Origin of the sequence: Sphaerospermopsis aphanizomenoides BCCUSP55 (assembly GCF_001586785.1) — a bacterium.
Taxonomy (GTDB): domain Bacteria; phylum Cyanobacteriota; class Cyanobacteriia; order Cyanobacteriales; family Nostocaceae; genus Sphaerospermopsis_A; species Sphaerospermopsis_A aphanizomenoides_A.
In genome coordinates this window covers 19,464-35,070 of the sequence record NZ_LUFH02000065.1, presented here as the reverse complement: position 1 = coordinate 35,070, position 15,607 = coordinate 19,464, and the positions used below count along the sequence as shown (strand labels likewise).

Here is a 15,607-nt window from a genome sequence, read left to right as displayed (position 1 = left end):
GGTGTGGGGTGTGGGGTGTGGGGGAAATACAACCCCAATAACCCGTATGTGGTACAAGCCCCGTCTTTTCAAGGCGATGGCATTGGTGGGGATACAAGCGACAATGCAGTTTTCCCTACCCCTACACCCCTGACATCATCTTTAACAGATTATACACAAGAAGATTTTTGTCAAGATGTTGTGGTAATGTCTTTTTCGTATCAAGCCTTCAAATGTTAACAATGTCCTAAATCATGCCTAGCTACAAAGCTATTCACCCTGATTTATCACCAAAGCCGCTCCTTTCAAAGTTTGTGGGTTGAGCCTTATGTCTGACCTTCCTTTCACTTTAGATCAGTTACGCATTCTCAAAGCGATCGCTCAAGAAGGGAGCTTCAAACGCGCCGCTGATAGTCTTTACGTCTCCCAACCAGCAGTAAGTTTACAGGTTCAAAATCTAGAACGACAGCTGGATGTCCCCTTGTTCGACAGGGGAGGACGACGCGCTCAATTAACCGAAGCAGGGCATCTACTCCTGAGCTACGGTGAAAAAATTCTCAGTCTATGTCAAGAAACTTGTCGCGCTATTGAGGATTTACAAAATCTTCAAGGCGGTACTTTGATTGTCGGGGCTTCTCAAACTACCGGTACTTATCTTTTGCCGCGTATGATTGGGATGTTCCGACAAAAATATCCCGATGTGGCGGTACAACTGCACGTCCACTCTACTCGTCGCACAGCTTGGAGTGTGGCTAATGGACAAGTAGATCTAGCAATTATCGGTGGTGAGATTCCCGGTGAACTGGCAGAATCTTTGGAAATCGTTCCTTATGCTGAAGATGAACTGGCGTTAATTTTACCAACATTCCATCCCTTTGCCAAATTAGAAACCATTCAAAAAGAAGACCTATATAAACTACAATTCATCGCTCTCGACTCCCAATCTACTATCCGCAAAGTCATAGATCAGGTGTTAGCACGCTGTGAAATTGATACCAGGCGGTTTAAATTTGAAATGGAATTAAATTCCATTGAAGCCATTAAAAATGCTGTGCAGTCTGGGTTGGGGGCGGCTTTTGTCTCTACCTCCGCAATCGCTAAAGAATTACAAATGGGTGTGTTACACTGTACCCCCATTGAAGGTGTGGTTGTCAAACGCACTCTCTGGCTGATTTTTAATCCCAATCGCTATAGATCCAAAGCAGCAGAAGCTTTTAGTCAGGAAATTTTACCCCAGTTTGCTACTCCTGGATGGGATGAGGATACGTTAAAATTATCACAAAAAAATCTAGTGGTAACTGCATTGGATACATTAACACCCAACCTAGCTGACGAAGAATAAACATTTTGTCAGTAGTCAAGAGTCAGTAGTCGAAACCTATATCGCTATTGACAACTGACAACTGGCAATTGATAACTGACTAACATGGAAGTTTACTGCACCCGTCCACGCTGCCCCCGTCCAAAAAACTATTTTGCGGATTTAGATGATATTACAACCCTCAGAACAACTCAGCAAAAATACTGCACTAGTTGTGGTATGCCATTGTTGTTAGACGGTCGCTATGTACCTACTAAGCTGCTAGGAAGAGGAGGCTTTGGGGCTGCATTTTTGGCCAGTGATCGCCGCATCCCCGGAATGCGAAAATGTGTTGTTAAACAATTTCAACCCGCAGGAAATTTGACATCTACTCAACTGCAACTGGCGCAAAACCTATTTGAGAGAGAAGCAGAAGTTTTAGCGCAGATAGGTAATGAACATGAGCAAATTCCTGATTTATTTGCTTTTTTTCCTGTAGCTGTCCAAAGTTTGCAACCAGGACAACAAGAACAATTTTTTTATCTAGTCCAAGAATATATTGATGGGCAAAATCTAGAAGAAGAATTAGCCCAAGAAGGCAAATTTTCGGAAATAGGAGTAACACAAATACTCACAGAAATTCTCCCAGTTCTAACTTTCATCCACGACAAAGGCATTATTCACAGAGATATTAAACCCTCTAATATTATGCGTCGTCAAGATGGCAAACTCTTTTTGCTAGATTTTGGCGCAGTTAAACAAGTAACCAATGCCCCCACTGCTGCTTCCACAGGCATCTATTCTATGGGATTTGCACCCCCTGAACAAATGGCTGGAAATCAAGTATTTCCATCTACGGATTTATACGCTTTAGCTGTTACTATCATTACTTTGCTAACAGGTGAAGAAGCCAGTAAACTATTTGATGCCTATACTAATCAGTGGAAATGGCGTACACAAGCTACTGTCAGCGATAGACTAGCTGATATTTTAGACAAAATGCTGCTTCCTGCTGCTAGTCAGCGTTTTCAGTCAGCAGCAGAAGTTTTAGAAGCCCTTTCTCCCCCTATATCCACAGCGATCCCCACACCACCACCACAACCATCTGCACCACCAATAGCACAACCACAACAAAAACCAATTCCAGCACAACCAGCTTTTGCTACATGGGAATTACTAGCTGGGGCTGCTTTTAGTGGGTTTGAAGGGGCATTAATAGCGATCGCATTTTTAAGTGTAGTCAAAAACCCCATCATTACTTTTGCTGTTACCGTTGTGATTTTGAATGGGTTACTTTTTGCTCAAACTAAACGTTGGCTAGAAAAATTTGACTTATTAATTATCCCCGGAATCACTTTTGCTATTATATTCTTTTTTCCCTTTTTACGGAGTAGTTTTGTAATTCAGCAAATCGTTATTTTAGCCATTGGTTCTGCCTTAATTGCTATCGCGGTGACAGCATTATTTCGCCTGATATATAAATTAATATCTGCAATACTATAGAATAATATATTTTAAACTATGAGGAGATTTAGATAGGGTTTGCTGAAAAAGTCTTCTCGTGGGGGCAGGCAAGAGGCAAGAGGCAAGAGGCAAGAGGAAAGGGCTATCTGTTAGCAACAAATTTTTGAGATTTCACCCTCAAAATGCTCGATTTTTCCACTCCTAGTTTTAAAAACCTTGCACCTATTTTCTTTTTTATCAGCCTGAATCCCTTAATTTATCATGGTTTTGCATTTATTCAGCATCCCCTAGATAGATATTTTGATTCAGCTACTAGCCCCATGCAACTTGTACAAATAGTTCCTGGTAATCGCTCTCGTACTGGCTATGACTTTGAGGCAATACATAATAATCAATTAAAATAACTCGTAATTCGTAATTTGTAATTAGGATTTGTAATATATATTTAGCTCAAACTTGAGCAGAGGTTTATTAATTAATTAAAAATTAATTAAGCATTAATTAAAAATTAATTAAGAATTAGTTGAACATTGATCACTCGAATTTAAACAGTGGATTAATTCACTATGTCCCAAAAAAACGAAACCCTGGTTCTCTCAATATCTCTGTTAACAACAATTTTATTAATAGCTGGTGGTTTTTGGTGGTTTAGCAGCAAGTCAAATGTTGACCTAAATAAAATTATTAGCTCCCAGTCAAATAATTCTAGTTCCAGCAATCAAAACCAACCCCAGAACACATCAGCACAGCCCCAAGGTACAACCTTCGCTACAGTCAAGAATGTTCCCACAGGATTATTTAACTACGGAGGCAGTACATCTTGGGCTCCCATTCGACTGGCAATTGACCCCGCAATTCAAGCTGCACGACCAGAGTTTAGACTACGTTATGTACAACCCAGTAATGCGGCTCCAGGTTCTGGTACAGGGATTCAGTCATTAATTGATGGCCAACTAGCTTTTGTCCATTCCTCCCGACCTGTTTTAGACCAAGAATTAAGCCGCGCCCAGCAACGTGGGTTCACCCTCAATCAAATTCCTGTCGCTATTGATGGGTTAGCTGTAGCCGTAAACCCCAACTTGAATATCCCCGGATTGACCATAGAGCAACTTAAATCTATTTACACAGGCAAGATTAACAATTGGAACCAGGTTGGTGGCCCCAATTTGCCAATCAAGCCCTATTCTCGTCGGATTAGTGATGGTGGTACAGTTGAACTTTTTGTCCAAGACATTTTGGGTGGTCAAGCTTTCAGTTCCCAAGTAGAGTTTATCTCCACGACCACCCAAGCCTTAAAAAAGGTCGGTGATAGTCCTGGTGGCATCTATTACGCTTCTGCCCCAGAGGTTGTTCCTCAATGTTCCATTAAACCCTTACCTTTGGGGCGGACGGCAGGGGAATACATTGCTCCCTATCAAGAACCATTGATTCTTCCTAATGAATGTCCTGATAAACGGAATCAATTGAACATTAAGGCTTTTCAATCCGGGAAATACCCGATTACCCGGAATCTGTTTGTGGTGGTCAAACAGAATGGTCAAACTGAAGAGCAAGCTGGCGTTGCTTATGCTAACTTACTGCTAACAGAGCAGGGACAGGAACTAATTACCCAAACTGGGTTTGTTAAAATCCGCTGACTCCTGCTAGTTATGGCTTCATAATTAACATAAACCAACTTATACGCTTTTAAAGTGGCTTCTGGATGCGTTTTAGTTGGGTCTGTTAATTGACTCTGCTGGCAAGCAAATCAAATTATCCCCTTGAGTGAGGATGAGTCCACGCTGACGCAATTTACCCATTAACCGGGTTACTGTGACGCGAGTTGAACCAATTGCGCTGCCAATTTGAGCATGGGTGAGAGGGAAGGGGAGACAATAACCACGAATTACATCGGGGTCGGTTTCGCTCATTGCCGGCTCGCCATATTCCTCAATCAATAAGGTTAGGAATCCTAGCAGTCTGTCAATTGTGCGTCGTTGTCCTAAAGCACTTAGCCATAACAGCTTGCGCTGGTGTTGATATCTAAAGGCATCCATCACTTCACGACGGAAGTGAGGCCAGTTATCTAAATCATGCCAGTACATCCATAGCACCGCAGTTTGGTCAACGTGGGCATAAGACTGGAGTGTGAATGGTGACTGAGCAACAATTTCAAAAGGTTGTCCTGCTCCCACGAAGCCTAAGAAAGCTTCTTCTGGGGTTCTGTTGATGCGTCGAGATGTGAGTTGGCTGGCGGTAGCACTAACTTGTGCTGTTCCTACCATGCGGATCGCACCCCTTTGCACCAAATATAGCAATCCAGGTCTAGCTGGAATGCGCTCATCTTTGCTGAAGGTGCGGCAGCGGTAGTGTTCTTGAGCCCAATCAAGAATTCGTTGCCAAGTTAAGAAAGGCCGTGATGCCTCGGAAAAGGAGGATTGAGATTGCATAGGTAACAAAGAGCGTTCGGCTGAAGACAAAGACTAAATAAAAAGGTGCAAGGAGTGTCTTTGTGTTAACAGGGTAGGCTTAACGCCTAACAGCGTCAGCCATCCAAAGTGTAGAAAGCAATGAAAGCTATCTACTCTTTTGTTATACTTCTTACTGTACAATGAGGGTAGTAAAGTTTACTAACGAAACATCAATTATTCATGAAATTTTATCCTACTCTCATTTTTCTTTACCTAGACTAAACTTCTATCCAAAGGTGGATGGAACAGGATAAAATGGTGATTGCCACAAAAGTTCCCCAAATAGCTACGTGCATTATTGGCTACTTTTTAAGAAGTATACCTCAATTAAACATTTAGTATATATCCATTTCCTGAATTTTCTAAGTGTTTATACTAAGGATGAGGAAATTCTAAGCATAGGAAAGGGGAAAATTCCTCTATATCAAGACACAGATGCTGAAAAAATTTTATATATTTCCAGTTTGGGGCTGCGAATTTCTGCATCCAGACATCCACAAGCATTAGAAATTGTCCAGGAACTAGCTACTTATTTATCAGCAAATTGTGGGGACATTTTTAGCTCTCAAATAATTTCTCCACATTGGATTCATCTAGAACTGACTGATTCTGCTTTAGGGAGTTGGTTACATAACCTGACAGTCGATAGTTCAGGTTTGGAGGGTGTGCAGGAAGAGATGGGGCGCAGGGGAGATGGGGAGAATAATATATCACTTTCTACTTCCTGTCTTCTGTCACCTGTCAAGAGTCACCTGTCACCTTCCTCTTCTTTCCTGAGAAATAAACAGATATTATTCTTTACAATTCAATACGCTCACGCCCGTTGCTGTTCGTTATTAAGATTAGCTCACCAAGAGGGATTGATTCAACTTATAGATAATAGTGCTGGTGTTCAGTGCTTTTTGTCCGCGCGGGCTATACCCTGGTTAAATTCTGATCAGAAATTCCGTCTTCAGCAACCAGAGGAGATTCGACTCATTCACCAGTTGGTCAAAATGGTGGATGATTTGATATTTCCTGATGTTCACAGTGCAGTTAATTGGGAAAAAGCCGGATTGAAATTAAGCCAAGCTTTTGAAAGCTTCTGGTGTCACTGTCGCATTTGGGGTGAAGTGAAAATGAATTTCTGGGAGTTAGCCCAAGCTAGACTGGGATTGCTAATAGCTACTCAGGTAGTTTTGAGGGCTGTGTTAGAAACAAAATTAGGTGTCTTAGCTCCTGTGGAGTTATGAATAATCCAAAATTCTATTGACGAAATAAAACTCCTCAGCTATATTATCAGGTGTGTGAGGAGCGAACCAAAAAAGACACCGAGACGAAACACGGCCAGTCGTCGGTGTCTTTTTTGTTGTTTAGAGTAATAATTTGGCAATTGCGATCGCCACTCCATCATTTTCGACGCTGGGTGCTACCCAATTAGCGATCGCTTGCACTGGTTCTGGGGCGCTACCCATGGCCACACCAATACCCCCATACTCCAGCATTTCCACATCATTGAAATTATCACCAATAGTCATGACGTTATCACTGGTTAATCCCAGCAGTTCTTCGGCAAGATAACGAACAGCAGTTCCTTTGTTGACAAAAGGATTCGCTGCTTCCAGAAAGGTGGCCACAGATGTGGTCATATAAAGTTCTGCTGGTGTATATTGCAGACGAAGATTTTCCATGAGTTCTTGAATTAAATTTGCGTCATCACACAAAGCCAAAACTTTAGTGGGTTCATTAGTTAGAACTTGACGCAGATCACCTACAGGAATAGGAGTAACACCGCAGCGGACTCCATAACTTTCGGTTGCTGTGGTAATTTCCCGTACGTAAAGCTGATCATTGATGTAGAAATGAACAGAGAGTAAAGAACGTAATTCTGACTGTTCAAAGTAGTCTAATAGTTGATGGGCAATTTCCCTAGTTACAGCTAAATGTCGATGGAGTTTACCAGTATTTGGGTCTTGAATCCAAGCTCCTTGATAAGCTACCAGTGGTAGAGTTGATTTAATTTCTTGATGAAACCGTAAAGCTGAACAATACATTCTACCTGTGGCTATGGCCACTTGAATCCCTTTTGCTTGGACTGCGGTAATAGCTTGCTTGACAGTTTCCGTGATTTGATTGTCATGTCCAGCGATCGTACCATCTATATCTAAAACTAATAGCTGAATATCTTTTCTATTTGTGGACTGATGGCGAACAGATGTTTCATGGGTAGATAGTTTGTGCATAAATTCCCCAGCGTGGAAATACTAGTAAGAGATTAACAAGCTCTGGCACGTAGTGGGGAATATTTGGGATGATTAATGCTTATCCACAAACAGCAATTTATCGCATCTTGATAGATACGATAAAGAAAAATCAAAAAATATATTTACAAAATTGACTATTAAAACCTAAACTTGAAAAAGTGGGTGGAAAAACCGCCCGTGAAGAAATTTATTACTTTGAGATTTGAAATAGTCTTTTTTTGCTTTGTGACAAAAAACCGAAACTCGCAATTAAACCAAATCCCAGTAAAGCAGAGGGTTCAGGCACTTTCGCTGAATTGGCAGAAGTGTAGTTGTATGTAACTTTCAGCTGTCCTTTAGCAAGTGTACCAATTTGAGAAATAATGTTACCCGATCCTGTAACTTTTGAATCAGCTATAGCTGAAAGCAAAAAGTCTACATTGCCAGAACCAATAAATGCAGTTAGGTCGTTGGTTAAAGTCTGAGTCGCTACCTCTTCATCTATAATGTTATTGAGTTGGCTTCCAGAAGTACCAGCAAAATCAATGTTGCCATCAAAGGCAGTAGCTGAATAGGATTGAGAATTGTTGGGATTGAGTGAAAATAAAGTTGTACCACCTTGAGTTAAGTTAAGTGTTGCGCTAATGTTGGCTGTGATTAAAGATGCAGATTTATCCAAGCTTTCAAATTTGGCATTTCCGTTAATATAGCCAACAATATCTAAGGTGACACTGTTAAGTGTACCGAGAGAAGAATCAAACTGTTGCAAGCTCAGTGTTTGAGTGAAATTTGTGGCAGTAAAATCTCCAGAAGAAGCTGTGTAGCTAATAGAAGCTGCGTTAGCGGCTCCAGCAGTGGCAACAATTCCTGCTAATGTACTTGCGGCAGCGAAAGTGTTAAAAAGGTTAGATTTCATTGGTAGATTGCCGTGTAAAAAAAATTGCAGTTATAAGTATTATCTAACCCTAAAATTTTGTTTGCCGCTTTCGTAAATATACCCAATTTGATTTAAATTTTTGATGATGATTCTCTTGGCAAAATATAAATATTTCATTTGGGTATTATCTACACTAGGGAAAATACTAGTTTGATAGATTATTGCCTATATATGAGATAAACAAATAACCACCAACTATGCAGCGCAAGAACTACAGCCTTTTAAAATTTGATATTTATCAACTTTCAAGACTCCTGATATCATCATTTTATGCCCAAAAATTACCCTAATAATTTAATTTCCAATTCTACAATTACAAATAATCTGATATTTTTTATTGTTGTTAGATATTTAACGAACACTTAAGTGGAATAAAACCAGGTTTTACTTACGTAATCTCTATTCTAGGAAAAATACTAGCTATAATATACTTATGTCTCAAAATTTTGTTAGTAAATTGACTTATCACTCTACAATCACAAATAATCCTACGTTTATTCTCGTAGATGGACATTCCCTAGCTTTTCGTTCTTATTTTGCCTTTGCTAAAGGTAAAAACGGAGGACTAAGGACAAAAGCAGGTATTCCTACTAGTGTTTGTTTTGGCTTTCTTAAGTGTCTACTGGAAGTAATGACTACACAACAGCCGCAAGCAATGGCTATAGCTTTTGATTTGGGGTTGCCTACTTTCCGTCATGAAGCAGATGATACTTATAAAGCGGATCGTTTAGAAACACCAGAAGATTTTATTCCCGATTTAGAAAACTTACATGAGTTATTAAGAGGTTTAAATTTACCAATTTTTACAGCACCAGGTTATGAAGCAGATGATGTTTTAGGAACTTTGGCGCAAAAAGCATCTGCGGCTGGTTATCGAGTCAAGATTTTATCAGGTGATAGAGATTTATTTCAACTAATTGATGCTGAAAAAGAAATTTCGGTTTTAAATTTCAGTCCTGAAGCTTTGAAACGTTCTGCAAATAGTATTACTGAATTTCAAGCAGAACAAGTTAAAGAAAAATTAGGTGTATTACCTACACAAATCGTTGATTTTAAAGCCCTTTGTGGTTATAAATCAGATAATATTCCTGGAGTTAAAGGAATTGGCGAGAAAACAGCAGTAAAACTGCTCAATACTTATAATTCTCTAGATGAAATTTATGCAAAATTAGATGAAATTACAGGTGCAAATCAGGATAAATTGGTTGCAGGTAAAGAAGATGCGCTGCATTCTCAATATTTAGCAAAGATAGTTGTTGATGTGCCTCTAGAAGTTAATTTAGAAGATTGTCAATTAACAGGTTTTGATACTCATAGTTTAATTCCTATTTTAGAAAAATTAGAATTTAAGAAATTTTTAGAACAAATTAACGAACTACAACAGAAATTTGGTGGGAAAGTTCCAGAAACAAAAATAGAAAAAATTCCTGCACAAGCAGAAGATGATGATTTATGGTTTTTTAGTGCTGAAGATACAGCTAATGCAGAAAAACAATCTAATTCATTACTTGAGATTCGTATTATTGACACAACAGATAAATTACAAGAATTAGTTAGCATTCTAGAAAAATGTACCAACCTAGAAACACCCGTTGCTTGGGATACAGAAACTACTGATTTAGAACTAAGAGATGCAGCTTTAGTCGGTGTTGGTTGTTGTTGGGGAACAGATCCTGATCAAGTTGCTTATATTCCTGCTGGTCATAAAATAGGAAAAAATTTAGAGTTAGATTTAGTTTTAGAAGCATTGCGTCCAATTTTAGAAAGTGCAAACTACACAAAAACTTTTCAGAATGCTAAGTTTGATAGATTAGTTTTTAGGTTACAAGGCATTAATTTAAATGGTGTGGTATTAGACCCGATGTTAGCAAGTTATTTCCTCAATCCAGTTAATACCCATAATTTAAGTGATTTATCTTTAAGATATTTGGGTTTACAACTAACCGAATATAATGAGATTGTTCCCAAAGCCAGTAAAAAAGAATTACAATTAACTATTGCTAACATTGGCATCAATACAGTAGCAAATTATTGTGGTACTCAAGTTTATGCCACATTTCAATTAGTTGATAAATTGCGTGCAGAATTAGAAAAAGCACCAGATTTATATAAATTATTAGTCGAGGTGGAACAACCGCTAGAAGCAGTGTTAGCGGAAATGGAATATACAGGGGTGAGAATTTATTCTCAATATCTGAAAGAATTGTCGCTGTTGCTAGAATTAGATTTAGAAAAGTTAGAAACAAAAGCAACTGAAATTGCTGGGGAAAAATTTAATTTAGGTTCTCCCAAACAATTGAGTTATATTTTGTTTGAAAAACTTGGCTTAAGTACCAAATATTCCCGCAAAATTCAAACTGGTTATTCTACAGACGCAGCAACCTTAGAAAAACTTCAAGAAATTGATACAACGGGATTTGTAGATGCAATTATTGAATATCGCACTCTGTCCAAATTAAAATCTACTTATGTAGATGCTTTACCAGCGTTAGTACATCCTAAAAGTCAACGGGTACATACAGATTTTAATCAAGCTGCAACTTCCACAGGCAGGTTATCTTCTTCCAATCCTAATTTACAAAATATTCCTATTCGTACAGCTTTTAGCAGACAAATTAGAAAAGCGTTTTTACCTGAGTCTGGTTGGTTAATGGTAGCTGCTGACTATTCACAAATTGAGTTAAGAATTTTGGCACATTTGAGTAAAGAACCAGTATTAATTCAAGCATATAAGCAAAATGAAGATATCCATACTGTAACAGCTAAATTAGTTTTTGAAAAAGACGAGGTGACATCAGAAGAAAGACGGTTTGCGAAAACAATTAATTTTGGTGTGATTTATGGTATGGGTTCGCTTAAATTCTCCCGTTCAACGGGGATAGATAAGAATGCTGCTAATGAGTTTATTAAGCGGTTCAATGAACGATATCCCGATGTATTTGCATATTTAGAAAGAGTGAAAAAAGAAGCTATCTCTCAAGGGTATGTAGAAACTATTTGTGGAAGAAGGCGTTATTTTGATTTTACAAGTAAAAGCTTAAAAGAGTTGAGAGGCAGCAATTTAGAAGATATTGATTTGAGTAAATTAAAAAATTTAGGTCCCTATGATGCAGGGTTACTGCGTTCTGCAGCTAATGCACCAATTCAAGGTTCTAGTGCGGATATTATTAAAATTGCAATGGTGCAATTACATGAAGTATTGAAAAATTATCAAGCGCGGTTATTGTTACAAGTACATGATGAATTAGTATTTGAAGTTCCTCCACAAGAATGGGAAGAATTACAACCACAAATTAAGTCAGTGATGGAAAATGCTGTGAGTTTAAGTGTACCTTTAGTGGTAGATGTGCGTGCGGGCGATAATTGGATGGAGACGAAGTAGGAAAAATTAAAAATTAAAAATTAAAACCGAAGAAATGTAGCTTTTTTAAAGCTTTTGGCGATTTAGATTGTGCTAATTTAAAATGCAACAGCTTACAAACAACATTGATAAATACAAAAAATTACATTTTCTTAATAAACCTTTAAGAATTTACCAGCAACTGGCATGATTGGTGTAGGTGTGCAAGTAGCAATCAAAAAAGCTGTTTGGTGTCATTTTTGAATATTTCTTTTCAAGATTCCCACAAACACAGTTGATGTAACACAATTTGGCTACTACATCACCCCTAGCCTTTTTGTTTAAAAATCACTGGGGTGTAGGATGGTAAATAATCTTTCAATACCATTGTGTTGTCAAACATGGTTGGAGACAGAAAATCATGGGACTATGCAATACTTACAGGCAATGGAACGTTTATTAGTAGTAGTTCAAGACCTTTCCCTTGCTCGTAGTTTAGACAGAATTATGGAAATAGTGCGGGTAGCTGCACGGGAGTTAACTGCTTCAGATGGAGCTAGTTTTGTACTACGAGACAATGGCTTCTGTTACTATGCTGATGAGGATGCGATCGCACCGCTGTGGAAAGGTCAGCGATTTCCTATGAATATTTGTATTGGTGGTTGGGCAATGTTTAATCATCAACCTGCAATCATTGATGATGTAAGTATTGATGAGCGTGTTCCCCATGTTGCTTATAAACCTACATTTATTAAAAGTATGGTTATGGTTCCTATCCGCACACAAAAACCCATAGGAGCTATTGGCACTTATTGGGCAACTCACCATCAACCTACACTAGAAGAAGTAAAAGTGTTGCAAGCATTGGCAGATGTTACATCTGTAGCAATGGAAAATGTAGAAGTTTATGCTGAGTTAGAACAGCGAGTCAAAGACCGGACTATTGCTTTAGAACAAGAAATTGAAGAACGAAAAGCAGCTGAAGCTGAAGTGCGTCGTCTTTCTCTAACTGACGAGTTGACAGGTTTATACAATCGACGAGGTTTTTTTGTAGTCGCGGAACAACAATTAAAAACAGGTAAAAGAACTCAAATTCCTACTTTTTTAATGTTTATTGATTTAGATGGACTCAAACAAATCAATGATAAATTAGGTCATGAAATAGGTGATGCAGCTATAGTGGCAGCGGCGAATTTAATTACAAAAACTTTTCGTCAATCTGATACTTTGGGGAGATTGGGGGGTGATGAATTTGTAGTATTACTACAAGGTAATGACCCTAGTTTAGAAGTAATGATAGGGCGATTACAATCTGCAATTGATAAATTTAATCGGTGTAGTAAGCAGCCATTTCAGGTTTCTATGAGTATTGGAGTGGTGAATTATGATCATAATCAACCCGTTTCTTTAGATCATTTAATTACTTTAGCTGATGAACTAATGTACCAACAAAAACGTGCTAAAAAACAAGCTTGTATAACGTGATTACAATTTGTCACCAATGAAAATATCAGGTTGTGGTGAATTAGTAAATGGGCTGCTACCGTTTGCTATTTCTGGATGTATAGCAGGTGATAGATGACAAAGTTAAAAGGCTTTTACAGTCTAGATTTTATCATCTGTTAATTTTCTAACCACCTTGGCTGTTGCTATAAAATAATTTTCGATATAATTCACAACTTGGTATTACTTTATCTTTTAACTGTTTGATCAGCCCCATACTGCTGAGTTTATACGTCATGAACGGCTCTAATGATATCGGTTGTTTAGCACTTATGACAGTATCTAATGCTTTTGCTAATTCAGGTTGTTCTTGCAATGTTGCTTGATGACGTTGCAAGTGAGCAGCATAAATTCCACTCGATGTAGCTGCTGTATCCAAGAATTGAGCAAAGGTCATTTCCCCCCGGCTGAGATGATAAATAGCCAGATGTACCAAGGCTGGATGTCCTTCCACTAAAGTCATAAGTTGTGTAGCTTCCAAGCCATCCTCCCAATCTAATCCATAGCATTTAGCTAACTGTTGTACCTGCTCTAAATTGAAACTGTTTAACTCGATTGGCAATCCAACATTAAATGGAGATTGCTTTAACTGGAGAGGTACATAAATTTCAGTTGAGTGAACTATAATCAGTCGTAACTTTTGCCAAATTGGTTCTCTTTTCGCTTCTTCATACCAGGAACGAAACAGAGGTAAAACATCTTTGGCTGTCAGAGGATGTTCAAAAATATAGTTGACTTCATCCAAGGCTAAAACTAAAGGAGCATCAATTTGCTTTAAGATATGATTGCGAAAATAAAGAGAACAACTAATTTTGCTACCAATATCTTCATCCCAATAATCTTCTAACTTTGGTTCTAACTGAAGTTGACGAGTAACATTGGCACATAGCCACCGCAAAAAGCGATTCAAATCATTCAAAATTACATCGTCAATTTGCTCTAGATTTAAGCTGACAGTGTGGTAGTCTTGGTGGGTGGCATAATCCAAAGTCCTGAGTAGCAAAGAAGTTTTACCCATCTCTCTAGGTGCTTTAATTCTTACTAAAGCCCCAGATTTTCTAATTTCTTCATAAACTTGGGTTTCTATCGCAGTTCGTTCTATGTAAAAAGGAGAATTGAGGGGAACAGCACCACTTGGATAACAGGGAGAATAGTGGGAATTGTCCATATTTTCTGCTATGTAAATAGGACGAGAAGGGTTAATGGATACAATGACACTTTCTGCTGTATCTTTGTGCCAGTTAAACTCTGAATTAGAGGTTTGTATTGTCAGCTTTTGATTTACCCAATCCAAATTAAAGACTTTTGCATAGATTGGGTTCTTAACTTCTAAACTTCCTTGGTGTTGGGCGACAAGTCCCGATAATCTTAATTCTAGATACTCAGGGGAGTTGTGATCAGGGATTTTTCCCTGTTGGATAATTTGCTGATATAGCTGCAATAATTGTGTGCTTTTGGGAGTATTGCGAAGTAAGCGATCGCGGATAGTTCTTAAATGCTCTGGTTCGTCCTGACTTTCCCAATTTTGGATAATTTGGTTCTGGACAATTTGCTCTACCCACTGCGATTCTTCACCCTCTTGTAGAGGATAAAATTCTGTGTTGTTATTGCAGCAATTGACAATTAACCAACAAAGTTTTTGAGTTAAGAAAGGTTGTCCATTAGTCCAATATAAAACTTCTTTTAAGACTGCTTCTGGATTAATGACTTTCCCGATTAATCCCTTTGCTAAAGGTTCGCTATCTTTAATTTTAAATCCTTGCAATTCAATAGCTCGACCGATGTTAAAAGGAGTGGAATAGTGTTTATCTTGAATCAACTCTGAAGGCGTAGCTACCCCCAACAAAGCAAAAGATAATCGCCTGTAGTCTGGCTTGTGCGCTCGATTTTCGTAGCAGTGACGAATCAAAGCAAAAAATTCGTCGGTAGAAAATTTCAACCCCAGTACGTTATCAATTTCATCAATAAAAATAACTATTTTTTCCTGAATCTGCGTCAATAATACAGTTTCAATAAATTGATTTAAGCACTGAATAGGAGAAAGATCATCCCGTTCTTTTAACCAACTACGCCGATTTATTTGTAACTTAAAACCGCTGACTAATTCTTGAATAATTCCCCCATACCATTGGGGAGCCGTAATTTGTTGGCTACCAATGCCGCTTAATTCAATTTCTGCACAAATAAATCCTTGAGTTCGCAATTTATCCATTGTCCGTACTCGTAAGCTAGATTTCCCCATCTGTCTAGCGTTGAGAACATAGCAATACTCAAGTGCTAATAACCCTTCATAAAGTTCAGTATCAGCCTGTCGCACTACATAGGTAGGGGCATCAGGCGGGAGACTACCACCTGGTTGATAGGTGGCGTTGAGTTTGGCAAACATTGGTATTTTTAGAGGCTTAAAACCTG

12 protein-coding genes are annotated in these 15,607 nt (G+C 38.5%); 8 read left to right on the top strand and 4 right to left on the bottom strand.

Annotation, left to right across the window (positions count from 1 at the left end; genetic code table 11):
* The 5 genes from A0J48_RS16825 to A0J48_RS16805 form a co-directional block, all read left to right on the top strand.
* Nucleotides 1–219: hypothetical protein (locus A0J48_RS16825; RefSeq protein WP_234300976.1), on the top strand; the 219-nt coding region annotated here is incomplete at its 5' end.
* Nucleotides 220–307: 88 nt separating this feature from the next.
* Complete coding sequence (locus A0J48_RS16820) at nt 308–1,321, top strand: LysR family transcriptional regulator (RefSeq protein WP_200325005.1); 1,014 nt, start codon at nt 308–310, stop codon at nt 1,319–1,321.
* Between the two features lie 84 nt (nt 1,322–1,405).
* A complete protein-coding gene (locus tag A0J48_RS16815) occupies nt 1,406–2,782 on the top strand; it encodes a serine/threonine-protein kinase (RefSeq protein WP_200325003.1) in 1,377 nt (458 codons plus the stop codon).
* Nucleotides 2,783–2,925: 143 nt separating this feature from the next.
* On the top strand, nt 2,926–3,147 hold the full coding sequence (locus A0J48_RS16810; protein WP_200325001.1) for a hypothetical protein: 222 nt from the start codon (nt 2,926–2,928) through the stop codon (nt 3,145–3,147).
* 162 nt (nt 3,148–3,309) lie between these two features.
* Nucleotides 3,310–4,380: a PstS family phosphate ABC transporter substrate-binding protein gene (locus tag A0J48_RS16805; protein WP_200324999.1), complete on the top strand. Its 1,071-nt coding sequence runs from the start codon at nt 3,310–3,312 to the stop codon at nt 4,378–4,380.
* Between the two features lie 72 nt (nt 4,381–4,452).
* Here A0J48_RS16805 and A0J48_RS16800 read toward each other — a convergent pair whose 3' ends face one another.
* A complete protein-coding gene (locus A0J48_RS16800) occupies nt 4,453–5,172 on the bottom strand; it encodes a Crp/Fnr family transcriptional regulator (protein WP_200324997.1) in 720 nt (239 codons plus the stop codon).
* Between the two features lie 485 nt (nt 5,173–5,657).
* Between A0J48_RS16800 and A0J48_RS16795 the strand changes: the two genes are divergently transcribed.
* Nucleotides 5,658–6,425, top strand: coding sequence for a DALR anticodon-binding domain-containing protein (locus tag A0J48_RS16795; RefSeq protein WP_234300973.1), 768 nt, complete (start codon nt 5,658–5,660; stop codon nt 6,423–6,425).
* A gap of 120 nt (nt 6,426–6,545) precedes the next feature.
* Here A0J48_RS16795 and A0J48_RS16790 read toward each other — a convergent pair whose 3' ends face one another.
* Both A0J48_RS16790 and A0J48_RS16785 read right to left on the bottom strand, forming a co-directional pair.
* Nucleotides 6,546–7,415 carry a Cof-type HAD-IIB family hydrolase gene (locus A0J48_RS16790; protein WP_200324992.1) on the bottom strand — a complete coding sequence of 290 codons (870 nt, stop codon included), beginning with the start codon at nt 7,413–7,415 and terminating at the stop codon, nt 6,546–6,548.
* A 211-nt stretch (nt 7,416–7,626) separates the two neighbouring features.
* The gene (locus A0J48_RS16785) at nt 7,627–8,331 is read right to left on the bottom strand and encodes a choice-of-anchor E domain-containing protein (RefSeq protein WP_200324990.1); all 705 of its coding nucleotides are present in this window, start codon (nt 8,329–8,331) and stop codon (nt 7,627–7,629) included.
* A gap of 454 nt (nt 8,332–8,785) precedes the next feature.
* Here A0J48_RS16785 and polA point away from each other — a divergent pair, with 454 nt between their 5' ends.
* Nucleotides 8,786–11,734 (top strand): DNA polymerase I, encoded by a 2,949-nt coding sequence (gene polA / locus A0J48_RS16780; RefSeq protein WP_200324988.1) that lies wholly within the window; start codon nt 8,786–8,788, stop codon nt 11,732–11,734.
* A 387-nt stretch (nt 11,735–12,121) separates the two neighbouring features.
* A complete protein-coding gene (locus A0J48_RS16775; RefSeq protein WP_234300972.1) occupies nt 12,122–13,177 on the top strand; it encodes a sensor domain-containing diguanylate cyclase in 1,056 nt (351 codons plus the stop codon).
* 145 nt (nt 13,178–13,322) lie between these two features.
* Here the strand turns inward: A0J48_RS16775 and A0J48_RS16770 are convergent, their stop codons facing one another.
* Entirely contained in the window at nt 13,323–15,581 is a 2,259-nt protein-coding gene (locus A0J48_RS16770; RefSeq protein ID WP_200325011.1) for an AAA-like domain-containing protein, read from the bottom strand.
* Between the last annotated feature and the right edge of the window lie 26 nt (nt 15,582–15,607).

What these genes read in the sequence shown, in the direction of transcription:
- A0J48_RS16820 (WP_200325005.1), top strand. Translation starts at nt 308, where the DNA reads ATGTCTGACCTTCCTTTCACTTTAGATCAGTTACGCATTCTCAAAGCG.
- A0J48_RS16815 (WP_200325003.1), top strand. Translation starts at nt 1,406, where the DNA reads ATGGAAGTTTACTGCACCCGTCCACGCTGCCCCCGTCCAAAAAACTAT.
- A0J48_RS16810 (WP_200325001.1), top strand. Translation starts at nt 2,926, where the DNA reads ATGCTCGATTTTTCCACTCCTAGTTTTAAAAACCTTGCACCTATTTTC.
- A0J48_RS16805 (WP_200324999.1), top strand. Translation starts at nt 3,310, where the DNA reads ATGTCCCAAAAAAACGAAACCCTGGTTCTCTCAATATCTCTGTTAACA.
- A0J48_RS16800 (WP_200324997.1), bottom strand. Translation starts at nt 5,172, where the DNA reads ATGCAATCTCAATCCTCCTTTTCCGAGGCATCACGGCCTTTCTTAACT.
- A0J48_RS16790 (WP_200324992.1), bottom strand. Translation starts at nt 7,415, where the DNA reads ATGCACAAACTATCTACCCATGAAACATCTGTTCGCCATCAGTCCACA.
- A0J48_RS16785 (WP_200324990.1), bottom strand. Translation starts at nt 8,331, where the DNA reads ATGAAATCTAACCTTTTTAACACTTTCGCTGCCGCAAGTACATTAGCA.
- polA (WP_200324988.1), top strand. Translation starts at nt 8,786, where the DNA reads ATGTCTCAAAATTTTGTTAGTAAATTGACTTATCACTCTACAATCACA.
- A0J48_RS16775 (WP_234300972.1), top strand. Translation starts at nt 12,122, where the DNA reads ATGCAATACTTACAGGCAATGGAACGTTTATTAGTAGTAGTTCAAGAC.
- A0J48_RS16770 (WP_200325011.1), bottom strand. Translation starts at nt 15,581, where the DNA reads ATGTTTGCCAAACTCAACGCCACCTATCAACCAGGTGGTAGTCTCCCG.